The following is an 11,973-nucleotide window of genomic DNA, read 5'->3' as shown; positions in this document are numbered from 1 at the left end:
CCCACCACCCCTTCACATCCGGAAGACGCCGTAGCCGGCGGGTTCGGCGGCGGGCGCGTTGCCGACCGCGGACAGACAGATCCCGAGCACGGTCCTGGTGTCGCGGGGGTCGATCACGCCGTCGTCGTAGAGCCTGCCGGACAGGAAGAACGGCAGCGACTCGGCCTCGATCTGCGCCTCCACCATCTGCCGCATCGCCGCGTCGGCCTCCTCGTCGTAGGCCTGGCCGCGCGCCTCCGCGGCGGCCCGCCCCACGATCGACAGGACGCCGGCCAGCTGCGCCGGGCCCATGACGGCCGACTTGGCGCTAGGCCACGAGAACAGGAAGCGGGGATCGTAGGCCCGCCCGCACATCCCGTAGTTGCCCGCGCCGTAGGAGGCGCCCATGACGATCGTGATGTGCGGCACGGTCGAGTTGGACACCGCGTTGATCATCATCGCGCCGTGCTTGATGATGCCGCCCTGCTCGTAGTCCCTGCCGACCATGTAGCCCGTCGTGTTCTGCAGGAACACCAGGGGAGTGCGCGACTGGTTCGCGAGCTGGATGAACTGCGCCGCCTTCTGCGCCTCCTCGCCGAACAGGACGCCGCGCGCGTTGGCGAGGATCCCGACCGGGTGCCCGTGCACCGACGCCCATCCGGTCACCAGGCTCGCACCGTAGAGCGGCTTGAACTCGTCGAAGTCGCTGCCGTCCACCACCCGGGCGATGACCTCGCGCGGGTCGAACGGGATCTTCAGGTCCTCGGGGACGATCCCCAGCAGCTCGTCCTCGTCGAAGAGGGGCACGGCCGCGGTGCCGGGAGGCGGCCCGGCCTTGCGCCGGCCGAGCCGGCGGACGATCTGGCGGCCCAGGCGGAGGGCGTCGTGCTCGTCGGCCGCGAGATAGTCGGCCAGGCCGGAGGTGCGCGCGTGCATCTCGGCTCCGCCGAGTGACTCGTCGTCGGACTCCTCGCCGGTCGCCATCTTCACCAGGGGCGGCCCGCCCAGGAAGACCTTGGCCTGCTCCCTGACCATCACGACGTAGTCGCTCATGCCGGGGACGTACGCCCCGCCGGCCGTGGAGTTGCCGAAGACCAGTGCGATGGTGGGGATCCCGGCCGCCGACAGCCTGGTCAGATCACGAAATATCCGGCCGCCGGGGATGAAGATCTCCTTCTGCGTCGGAAGGTCGGCTCCTCCCGACTCCACCAGGTTGACGAACGGCATGCGGTTCTGCAGGGCGATGTCCGCGGCCCGCAGGGTCTTGCGGAGGGTCCACGGGTTGGAGGAGCCGCCCCGGACCGTCGGGTCGTTGGCGGTGATCACACACTCGACGCCCTCGATGACGCCGATCCCGGTCACCACGCTCGCGCCCACGGGGAAGTCGCTGCCCCAGGCCGCGAGGGGGGACAGTTCGAGGAAGGGGGAGTCGGGGTCGACGAGCAACTCGATCCGCTCCCGCGCGAGCAGCTTCCCCCGGTCCCTGTGCCGGTCGACGTACTTCGGCCCGCCGCCGGCCACGGCCTTGGCGTGCTCGGCGTCCAGGTCGGCGAGCTTGGCCAGCATGGCCGCGCGGCGGGAGCCGTACTCGGGGCCGGAGACGTCCAGCCGGCTGACGACGGTCATCGGGGCACCTGCCCCTCCCCGAGTCGGATCGCTCTGGCCCACAACGTCGTCAACATGTCCACCGCCGTCTCCTCGTCGCACGATTCCCCGAGATCCAGCCACACGTGGGCGAAGTGCTCGACCATCCCGCCCAGCATGACGGCCGTCAGCCGCGGGTCGAGCGAGGGGTCGGCCAGCCCCTCCTCCTGGAGGCGCCGCAGCCCCTCGGCGCCGCGCCGCACGAACACCTCTCGCAGCTCCAGCAACAGGCCGCGGAAGCTCTCGTCGGCCATCGCGGCCTGCTCCAGCATGCGCATCAGGCGCGAGTTGTCCGCCCACGCTCGCAGGTAGAGCCGGTTGCCGGCCTCGACCCTGGCGTACGGATCGCCGGAGGCGGCCGCCCCGACGGCGCTCGCCGCGAACATCTCGCCGACGACCGCCTCCGCGACCTCGCGGAACAGGGCTTCCTTGGAATCGAAGTAGGTGTAGAAGGTGCCGTGCGAGACGCCCGCCCGCGTGCACACGTCGTCCACCCGCACGGTGTCGTACGGATGCTCCTCGAACGCCTCCCGGCCCGCCCTGACGAGGGCCGTCCGCGTACGGCGTCCGCGCCCCGTGGCCGGGGGCTCGGACTTGACGATCACGTCAGGTACCTTACCCGGAAATGGACCGATTCAGAGGGCCTTTCCCGGATTGAGGATGTTGTGGGGGTCGAACACCTGCTTGATCCCCAGTTGGAGCTCGGCGGAGACGGGCCCGATCTCCAGGCCGAGCCACCGGCGCTTCAGCACGCCCACGCCGTGCTCGCCCGTCAGGGTCCCGCCGAGGTCGAGCGCCGCGCGGAAGACCTCGTCGGCCGCAGCCCAGACCTCGGCCGGCGGGTCCGCCAGGCCGCGGTCGAAGATGAACACGGGGTGCAGGTTGCCGTCCCCCGCGTGCGCCACCGTCGCGATGGTCACGCCGTGCCGGGTCGCGGCGTCCTCGACCGCCGACATCATCTCGGGCAGCCGCGAACGGGGCACGCACACGTCCTCGACGAGGCACTGGCCGATACGCTCCTTGGCCTCGTAGGCGAGCCGCCGCAGACCGACCAGCTCCGCCGCCTCCTCGGGCGTCGACGCCTCGGCGACGAAGGAGGCCGCCCCGCACAGCGCGGCCATCTCCTCCGTCGAACCCTCCGACTGGGCGATGAGCATCGCCCTCGTCCCGTCCTCCAGGCCGATGTTCTTCCAGGAGTCGATGGCCTCCAGCGTGGTCCTGTCCATCAGCTCCAGCATCGAGGGCCGACAGCCCGCCGCGATGATCGCAGAGACGGCGGAGGCGGCGTCCCGCAACGAGGTGAACTCGGCGGCGACGGTGGCGACCTGCCGGGGGAGACGCCGCAGCCGCAGGGTGGCCGCGGTGATCACGCCGAGCGTGCCCTCCGAGCCGACGAACAGGCCCGTCAGGTCGTATCCGGTGACCCCCTTCACCGTCCGCCGCCCGGTCTCGAGCACCCTCCCATCCGCGAGCACGACCTCCAGCCCCAGCGTCGAGTCGCGGGTCACGCCGTACTTCACGCAGCGCAGGCCGCCCGCGTTCGTCGCCAGGTTGCCGCCGATGGTGGAGATCTCGTACGAGGACGGGTCGGGCGCGTACATGAGCCCGTGCTCGCGGGCGGCCCTGTCGAGGTCGGCGGTGATCACACCGGGTTCGGCGACCGCGATCTCGTCCGCCGGGGACAGTTCGCGGATCGCCGTCATCCTGGCCAGCGACAGGATGACGCACCCGTCGACGGCGGTCGCGCCACCGGCGAGGCCGCTGCCCGCCCCGCGCGGCACGACGGGCACACGGTGCCCGCTGGCCCAGCGCAGCGTCGCGACCACGTCGTCCCGGGACTGCGCGAGGACGACGCCGAGCGCCTTGCCCGGCGCCACGAACGTGCGGTCCCTCGCGTACGACTCGGTGACGTCCGGGTCGGTCAGCACCCGGCCCTCGGGAAGTGCGGCGACGAGCCCGGTCATGAGGTCGGCGTTGTGGTCTTTCACATCTGGACTGTACGGCCGGTCCAGAAAAGGCGGTAATGCGTGTTTTGGAGAAAGATCACGGTTTGACAACCTTCGGTGAAGGCTCTTTACCCTGTTTTACCTTCTCTTTATGGTCCGTCCAGCGCGCCTATCCCGGTGCGCCCTGAACGGCGTCCGGAGAACCCCGGGCGGGGAAGGGATCTTGTTGTCAAAGAGATTTCGGCGGTTAGCCGCCATTGTTCCTGCACTGGGGCTCGCAGCGGCCGGTCTGGCCACCACCGGCGCGGCCGAGTCCACCGCCTCGTACCAGCCGTCGGCCAAGGACCACTACATCAACTACGCGTCCCCGCGCGTCCAGGGTGATGTCACCACCGTCGACGAGAAGGTGCCGTCCAAGGCCGCCAGGCGCAGCGGTCAGACGGCGACGGAGATCGACCACAAGTTCGCCATGGGCAACCCGGTGGCCGCGCGCGTGCTGGCCAAGCACGAGAAGCAGGCCCTTCGGACAGGGAAGAACCCCTTCGACTTCATCTACAAGAAGGCGAAGACCACCAAGAAGGCCGAACTCCTCACGCTGCTCGTCGAGTTCAACGACCAGGCGAACGACGACTTCTCCGGATGGTCGCACCCGAAGACGATCGACGACGTCAACGACTGTGTGACCGAGCCCCCGGGCACCAAGCTCAACGGGCCGCTGCACAACAAGATCGAGAACCCCGCCACCGCCGCAGGCGGCGGCAAGGACAACAACTCGATGTGGGTCTCCGATTTCAACACGGCCCACTACAACGACATGCTCTACACGTCCAAGGGGATCACCAAGCGGGTCCGCCCCGACCTGACCGACCCCAGGGACGGCAAGAAGGGCATCGACATCTCCGGCTCCACGATGAAGAACATGTACGAGGAGCTGTCGAAGGGCGCCTACACCGTCACCGGCCAGGCGGTCGGCTGGATCAAGGTCCCGCACTCCGAGGCCTGGTACGGCGCGGGCAAGTGCGGCACCTTCCCGCAGGACATGTCCGGCCACCCCGACAACCCGCGCGGAGCCGCCCAGCTCCCCATCGACGCGGTGAACGCGCTGGCCGCGCAGAACCCGTCGTTCAACTGGGCCGACTATGACAAGGAAGACGTCTCCGACGCCGACGGCGACGGCAACTTCGACGAGCCCGACGGCGTGATCGACCACCTGGTGCTCATCCACGCCGGTGAGGACAAGTCCGGCGGCGGCGGCGCCGAGGGCACGTTCTCCCTCTGGGCGCACTCCAGCGACGTGACCGGCGGCTACACCGTCCCCGGCACGAACGTGAAGATCTCCAACTACATCCTCCAGCCGGAGGACGCGGGCGTCGGCGTGTTCGCCCACGAGTACGGCCACGACCTGGGCCTGCCCGACCTCTACGACACCTCGGGCACGGGCGACTCCGACATCGACTTCTGGGACCTCATGTCCAGCGGCTCGCACTCCGGGCCGATCTTCCAGTCGCTGCCGACCCACATGGGCATCTGGGACAAGTGGGTGCTCGGCTGGGCCAACCCGAAGATCGTCAACCCGGGTGACCGGACGAGCCTCCAGGTGGTCGGCCAGACCTCCCGGACGCCGAAGGGCACCGAGGACGGTCTGCGGATCAACCTGCCGGACAAGCACGTCGTCATGTCCACCCCGCACAGCGGATCCAACCTGTGGTGGTCCAACAGCGACCAGAGCTGGGCGGACACCCGCCTGACCCGCACGGTCAGCGTCCCGGCCGGCACCGACGTGAAGTTCCGCTGGTGGAGCGACTACAGCATCGAGCAGGACTGGGACTACGGCTTCTTCGAGGTCTCCGCCGACGGTGGCACGACCTGGACGGAGCAGAAGATCTACCACGCGGACGGCACCCTCGCGTCGACCGACGACGGCTACGACGACCCGAACCACCGCATGGTCGACTACGGCAACAAGAAGTACGGTCTCACCGGTGAGAGCGGCGGCTGGCAGAACCTCTACGCCGACCTCGCCCCCTTCGCCGGCAAGAACGTGCAGGTCCGCCTGCGCTACGCCACGGACGCGGCGGCCGAGGAGCGCGGCTCGTTCAACGACGACTTCTCGCTCACCAACGGCGCGGCGACCGTGTGGAGCGACGATGTCGAGGGCGGCGCCAACGGCTGGACCGCCACCACGGGCACCTTCACCGACACGTCGGGCGCCGGGTTCGTGATCCACTCCGGCCAGCTCCAGTCCGCCCAGTACTACCTGGCGGAGTGGCGGAACCTCGACGGCTTCGACAAGGGCCTGCAGTACGCCTACGACACCACCTACCAGCGCGACGGCGCCTGGAAGGTCGAGAAGATCAAGTACAACGCGCCCGGCCTGCTGGTCTGGTACCGCGACGCGTCCCGTACCGACAACAACGTGGCCGACTCCTCCTTCGACCTGCCGTCGGTGGGCCCGAAGGGCGAGCTGCTCCTGGTGGACTCGCACTTCGAGCCGCTCCGCCGTACGGGCGAGGCGGCCACGATCGACACGTCCGCGCTGAAGAACCTGCCCTCGCGGCCCCAGTCCTCCAACGCGGCGTTCAACTTCGACGGCACCTACCCGTTCAAGGAGTGCATCGAGGGCGCTCCGTTCACGCAGTACTGCACCTCGTACGGCAAGCTACCGGCGGTCAAGACCTTCACCGACGCCAAGGGCTGGTACCCCGGCATCGAGGTGCGTGACGGCAACCTGTTCTACCGGTTGCGGGACGCCTCGACGGTCGTGCCGTCCAAGGACAACCAGCCGTACACGACCCGGGTCGTCAACCCCGACGGTTCCCCGGCGACGGACTACTACGGCGCGGACATCGGCAGCATCCTCGGCACCGGCAACCCCGGTGACGAGGGCAAGCAGCTCGGCGTCCAGATCAAGCTGGTCAGCCCCCTGCCCGCCAACCTCGGTGTGATCGTCCAGGTCACGCCGCCGAAGGCGGAGCCGGCCAAGAAGTAGTCAGGCGGTAACGGCGTCACCCCCGTGCCCGGCGGCCTTCGTCGCCGGGCACGGGCGTTTCGCGGTGGACCGTGGATTTGCCTAGCATGTGATCGTGCGGAGCAAGGCGGACCACACTGCGGCCATCCAGGAGCATCGGCGGGCCGCCCTGGTGGTGAACACCAGATCCAGAAGAGGCCGGCATCACTATGCCGAGGTCTTACGCCTCGTCGAGGCCGCGAACTTCCGGCTCACCGGCGTGCATCCGATCACGGACCCCTCCCGCCTCCGCGACATCGTCGAGCGCGCGCTGTCCGCGGGGCCCGACCTGCTGATCGCCGGCGGCGGCGACGGCACGCTGAGCAGCACGATCAAGCACGTGGCCGGCAAGGACGTCGCCCTCGGCGCCCTCCCGCTCGGCACCACCAACAACTTCGCCCGCAGCCTCGGCCTGCCGCTCGACCTTCAGGGAGCGGTCCGCGTCCTGACCGAGGGCAAGGTGGCCGACATCGACCTCGGCCTCTGCGGCGATCGGCCGTTCGCCAACCTCGCCAGCTTCGGAGTCTCCGTCGAGGTCGCCGGGACCGTCCGGCCCTGGCTCAAGCGCCTCCTTGGCCGGTCCGCCTATCCGCTCACCGCGATGACGATCCTCCCCGGCCACCAGCCGTTCCGCGCGTACATCACCGCGGACGGGCGACGGCACGAGCTGCTCACCCACCAGCTCAACATCGCCAACGGCCGATTTCACGGCGGCTGGCAGATCGCCAGGGACGCCGGGATCGACAACCGCACGCTCGTCGCCTACCAGCTCGGGTCCGGCAAGCGGCTGCGACTGATCGGCGAGACTCTCGTGCGGGCCACCACGGGCCGGTGGCGCAGCCTCGCCGGCGGCCCGTTCGTCACCGGTCGCGAGATCCTGGTGGAGACCGACCCGCCGATGGCCGCCGACATCGACGGCGAGGTCCGGCTGCGCACACCCCTGGTCATCAAGACGATCCCGAACGGCGTCAGGGTGATGGTTCCCCAGGATTTCGTGGATCGATGAGCCGCCGGTAGGCCGGGCGCAGCAGGTCGGTGATGGGGATGTGCCTGGCCTTGACCGCGGGCGGGTCGAGCGTGCGGAGCAGGATGTCCGCGGGCGCCGACACCCGCGACGGCTGGTGCCGCAGCCGGGCCAGCGACGTGCCGGCCTCGTAGAAGGTGCTCAGCCGTTCGCCGAACGGCACGTCGTCCGAGACCTCCCGGAGATCGTCGAGCAACGACTGCTTCGGCATGCCGCGCCACGCCAGCACCAGGAACGGGTCGTCGTCGAACCTCTCGGCGAGCAGATAGAGCACCGCCGACAGATGCTTGCAGGGGAAGCCCCAGTCGGGACAGGAGCACTCCATCTCCAGGCCCTGCTCGTCCGGGAACAGCGGCAGGCCGCAGTCGCCGAAGACGAGCTCGATCTCCGGCGGCATCTCCCCTGCGAGCAGCTTGGCCCGGTACAGCGCGCGTGCGGCGAGGGCCTCGGTCAGGACCTCCCAGTCGCCGTCGCCGTAGGCTTCGATCCGGATGTCCACGCCGTACGGCTCGGGCCGCGAACCCTGGACGCGCGCCGCGACGTGACCCGGAGCGATGTCGAGTTCGAGCACTCTGCCGGAGCGGGCGTAGGTGCGCCCCCGGCTGAGACGGCCCTTGTCGCAGATGGTCTCCAGGATGTCGATGAAGCGCCGCGACCACCATCGCTCGCCCATGGTCCCGCGCCGGGAGCGCGCCCGCAGTCCCTCGTGCGGTTCGTGCGGCTCGTACGGGTGGTGCGGTTCGCGCGGCTCTCGCGGGTGGCCCATCAGCTCACCGCCTCGGGCGACAGGCGGAACAGCTCCCGCAGTTCCTCGGTCGACAGGTTCGCGATCCAGTCCTCGCCGGCGCCGACGACGCTCTCGGCGAGGGCCTTCTTCCGCTCGATCATCTCGTCGATCCGCTCCTCCAGCGTTCCCACGCAGATGAACTTCCTGACCTGGACGTTCTTGGTCTGCCCGATGCGGAACGCCCGGTCGGTGGCCTGGTTCTCCACCGCGGGGTTCCACCAGCGGTCGACGTGGACGACGTGGTTGGCCGCGGTCAGGTTCAGCCCGGTGCCGGCCGCCTTCAGCGACAGCAGGAAGACCATGGGCTCGTCGTCCTCCTGGAACCGCTCGACGAGCTCGTCGCGCCGCGCCTTCGGCAGGCCGCCGTGCAGCCAGAGCACGGGCCGGTCCAGGTGCGCGGCCAGATACGGCTGGAGCAGCGTGCCGAACTCGGCGTACTGGGTGAAGACCAGCGCCTTGTCGCCCTCGGCGACGATCTCCTCGGCCAGCTCCTCCAGCCGGGCGAGCTTGCCCGAGCGGCCGGCCAGGCGGGAGCCGTCCTTGAGGAGATGGGCCGGGTGGTTGCAGACCTGCTTGAGCTTGGTCATGGCGGCCAGGACGTTGCCGCGGCGCTCGATGCCCTCAGAGCTCGTGATCTTGCCCATCATGTCCTCGACGACCGCCTGGTAGAGGGTCGCCTGCTCGGGCGTGAGCGTGCACCAGATCTTCATCTCCAGCTTGTCCGGCAGGTCGGAGATGATCGCTTTGTCGGTCTTGAGGCGGCGCAGAACGAACGGGCCGGTGGCGCGCCGGAGCGCGGCCGTCGCGGCCTCGTCGCCATGGCGTTCGATCGGCTCCTGGTAACGGGTCCGGAACGTCCTGACGGACCCGAGAAGGCCCGGGTTGCAGAACTCCATGATCGACCAGAGCTCGGCCAGATGGTTCTCGACCGGCGTTCCGGTCAGCGCCAGCCGCGTCCTGGCCGGCAGGGACCGTACGGCCTGGGCCTGCCTGGCGGCGCTGTTCTTGATCGCCTGAGCCTCATCGCACACGATCCTGCCCCAGGTGAGCCCGGCGAGCGCCCCCCGGTCGCGCAGCGCCGTGCCGTACGTCGTGAGGACCAGATCGACCCGGGCGACGCGCTCGGCGAGCTCCTCCTGGCGCAGGCGGGACGAGCCATGGTGGAGGTAGACGTCGAGCGAGGGCGCGAACCTCGAGGCCTCCTTCTGCCAGTTGCTCAGCAGGGACATGGGGCAGACCAGCAGCGTCGGCTCCGGCCGGGCGCCGCCCGCCCGCTCCTCCAGCAGGAGGGACAACGTCTGGGCGGTCTTGCCGAGGCCCATGTCATCGGCGAGGACGGCTCCCAGCCCGACCCCTGACATGAACGCCAGCCAGGACAGGCCGCGTTCCTGGTAGGGACGCAGGCTGCCGTGGAAGCCCGCGGGTGTGGCGACCGGCGTCAGGCGGCGGTCCGCCTCCCCGGACAGCAGGTCGCCGAGCAGGCCGTCCGCGTCCACGACCAGGGGAAGGTCCTCCTCGCCGCCGTGGACGACCTCCTGGATCACCTCCGCGACCGTCATCTCGCCGGAACGACGCCGTTCGACGGCCCTGAGGGCGGCGCCGAGCTGGCGGTCGTCCAGCTCGACCCAGCGCCCTCTCACGCGGACCAGCGGGACCTTCAGCCGGACGAGCTCGGCGAGCTGCTCCTCGGTGATCGTCTCGTCGCCGATGGCCAGATCGACCCGGAAGTCCACGAGCTGCCCCAGACCGAAGCCCTGATCCGAGGCCGCTCCGGGACCGGATCGCTGCGACCTGGTGGTCAGCTTGAGGCCCAGCCGCGACTTTCCGGCCCAGGCGGGCAGCTGGACTCCGAATCCCGCCGCCTGGAGGAGAGGCGCCGCGTGCCGGAGGAAGTAGAAGGCGCCCGCCATGTCGAGCCGGACTCCGGACGGGCGTGTTCCGCCGAGCGCCTCGTCGATCTTGGGATAGAGGCGGGCGGCCCTGCCGAGCCCGGCGAGCAGGGTCTCCTCCGGGCGTCCATGGAGGCCTGGCACGGTCTCGCCCGCCCACAGGAGCTCGGCGGGAAGGTACAGGCTCGGGTCGTCCGAGCCCTGGAGGGCGAACTCAACCTGCCAGGCTTCGCCGTCCTCGGTCGTCGACGGCGCTGTCGTTGATGGTGCGGCCGTTTCCGGCTCGGCCGGTTCCGCGAGCCGGAAGCACACGCGGAAGGGCCCGTCGGCGCGCTGCGCCTGGCTCAGCCAGGCGTTGAGCGGCCGGGCCAGCTGCTCGGCCGCAAGCGCGGTCACACCGGGAAGAAGGGCGTCGTCGCCGGTGAGCGCGACGATCCAGCGGTCGGCCAGGGGGCTGCGCGCGCCCGGGCGGTGCCCCCCGAGGAGACGTTCGGGCAGAGCCTGCCGTACCGCGGAGTCGGCGAGCCCGGCGACGACCTCGCCGAGCACGTGGGCGGAGGGCCGCTCCTCGCCCGCCGCCCGGCAGACGGGGGGCATCGCGGCCGCGAGTTCTCGAAAACGCGCCCCGTCGGCACCGGTCAGCACCGGCCGCCAGCGTGCCGCGTAGCCGTCCTTCTCGACGACGAGCTGCGGCAGGATCCGGCCTCGGCGGACCATGTCGCGAACATTCGCCGCGACGACCGCGAGGTAGCGCAGCGAGGTGGCGGGAACCGGCGCGCCGTCGAGTGACTCGCCCGGCTCGTACGCGGCGGCGGGAAGCCGGGCGATCTCGTCGACCGCGTCGAGCAGTTCGAGCGCGGCGGCGGGTTCTGCCAGCAGGGCGGGCACACGCCACGAGCTGATCCTGGGACTGCGGGCGCCCACGTTCAGGCCGGACTCGGGGGAGGGAAGCGGGCTCCTGGCAGAGCTCGGCAGCAACATGGTCAGCTCGGAGACGGTCGCCTTGCCGGCGACTGCCGCTGCGAGGTCGCCCCAGAGGGGCAACTCGTTGAGAAGCCCGTCCGCGGAGACCGCGAAGGGATGCGCACGCGCCGTCACCCGAGAGGAAGCAGCCGAGGTCCCGCTTGACGGGTCTCCGTTGGATGTGTCCTCAGCCCAGAGCGCGAGCCTGCCGTCGATCCATGTTCCGTGGACCACCAGCACCGCTGCCGCCTCCCTTCGCCATCCGAAACCGTAGCAGCGGTCGATGCCTGCCATGACGGGCCGCGGCTCAGCCTGTGGAAAACGCCGTGGTCGGCCTCACGCCCTCGCGACGGGATTGTCCGGGGCCCGATCGGAAACACGAAAAGCAGTCCTGAGCTTGACGGGAGTGGCCGGTGACAAGCCCTCAGGTCACAAAGCCCTCACCTGTTAAATGGCTCCTGCTGGCGCATTCACGCACCGGCGCAGCGCTCGCGGGATCCGCCCCACGGAGACTAGATAATTCGCACCATTTGCCGAGAAATGCTGCGAACTACCCGAATTGGCAATTGCGCCTGGCGAGAGTTCTCTAATTACTCACGGGTACACCTTGCTCACCATCCGTGCTCATGAAATGATTCGTATAGGTGTTCGAATCGTATTTCCGGGGGTGGGAGTTGTTCGAGATCGTTGATCCGGTGGGGCGGGCGCCAGATGCGGGTGGTGTGTGGGTGTCT

Annotated in this window: 7 protein-coding genes; 2 read left to right on the top strand and 5 right to left on the bottom strand. The window is 69.7% G+C overall.

Annotated elements, in window-relative coordinates; translation table 11 throughout:
* Nucleotides 1-12: 12 nt before the first annotated feature.
* The 3 genes from Pph01_RS38010 to Pph01_RS38000 are packed head-to-tail and all read right to left on the bottom strand — an operon-like array spanning nucleotide 13 to nucleotide 3,611.
* Nucleotides 13-1,605: an acyl-CoA carboxylase subunit beta gene (locus Pph01_RS38010; protein ID WP_204078092.1), complete on the bottom strand. Its 1,593-nt coding sequence runs from the start codon at nucleotides 1,603-1,605 to the stop codon at nucleotides 13-15.
* The gene (locus Pph01_RS38005; protein WP_204078091.1) at nucleotides 1,602-2,228 is read right to left on the bottom strand and encodes a TetR/AcrR family transcriptional regulator; all 627 of its coding nucleotides are present in this window, start codon (nucleotides 2,226-2,228) and stop codon (nucleotides 1,602-1,604) included. Before Pph01_RS38005 ends, Pph01_RS38010 begins: the two co-directional genes overlap by 4 nt.
* 30 nt (nucleotides 2,229-2,258) lie before the next feature.
* Entirely contained in the window at nucleotides 2,259-3,611 is a 1,353-nt protein-coding gene (locus Pph01_RS38000; protein WP_239117326.1) for an FAD-binding oxidoreductase, read from the bottom strand.
* Nucleotides 3,612-3,795: 184 nt separating this feature from the next.
* Here Pph01_RS38000 and Pph01_RS37995 point away from each other — a divergent pair, with 184 nt between their 5' ends.
* On the top strand, nucleotides 3,796-6,558 hold the full coding sequence (locus Pph01_RS37995; RefSeq protein ID WP_239117325.1) for an immune inhibitor A domain-containing protein: 2,763 nt from the start codon (nucleotides 3,796-3,798) through the stop codon (nucleotides 6,556-6,558).
* A gap of 94 nt (nucleotides 6,559-6,652) precedes the next feature.
* Entirely contained in the window at nucleotides 6,653-7,582 is a 930-nt protein-coding gene (locus tag Pph01_RS37990) for a diacylglycerol/lipid kinase family protein (RefSeq protein WP_204078089.1), read from the top strand.
* Here Pph01_RS37990 and Pph01_RS37985 read toward each other — a convergent pair.
* Nucleotides 7,545-8,366, bottom strand: a complete 822-nt coding sequence (locus Pph01_RS37985; protein WP_204078088.1) for an SWIM zinc finger family protein — start codon at nucleotides 8,364-8,366, stop codon at nucleotides 7,545-7,547. The genes Pph01_RS37990 and Pph01_RS37985 overlap by 38 nt on opposite strands.
* Nucleotides 8,366-11,374 (bottom strand): DEAD/DEAH box helicase, encoded by a 3,009-nt coding sequence (locus tag Pph01_RS37980; RefSeq protein ID WP_308441941.1) that lies wholly within the window; start codon nucleotides 11,372-11,374, stop codon nucleotides 8,366-8,368. The genes Pph01_RS37985 and Pph01_RS37980 overlap by 1 nt, the downstream gene beginning before the upstream one ends.
* Between the last annotated feature and the right edge of the window lie 599 nt (nucleotides 11,375-11,973).

The organism is Planotetraspora phitsanulokensis (assembly GCF_016863295.1).
In the GTDB taxonomy this organism is placed as follows: domain Bacteria; phylum Actinomycetota; class Actinomycetes; order Streptosporangiales; family Streptosporangiaceae; genus Planotetraspora; species Planotetraspora phitsanulokensis.
The sequence above is the reverse complement of the archived record's forward strand: the minus strand, read 5'-3'. Positions and strand labels throughout refer to the sequence as shown.

Excerpts from the sequence above, each read along its gene's own strand:
- Pph01_RS38010 (WP_204078092.1), bottom strand. The coding sequence starts at position 1,605 with ATGACCGTCGTCAGCCGGCTGGACGTCTCCGGCCCCGAGTACGGCTCC.
- Pph01_RS37985 (WP_204078088.1), bottom strand. The coding sequence starts at position 8,366 with ATGGGCCACCCGCGAGAGCCGCGCGAACCGCACCACCCGTACGAGCCG.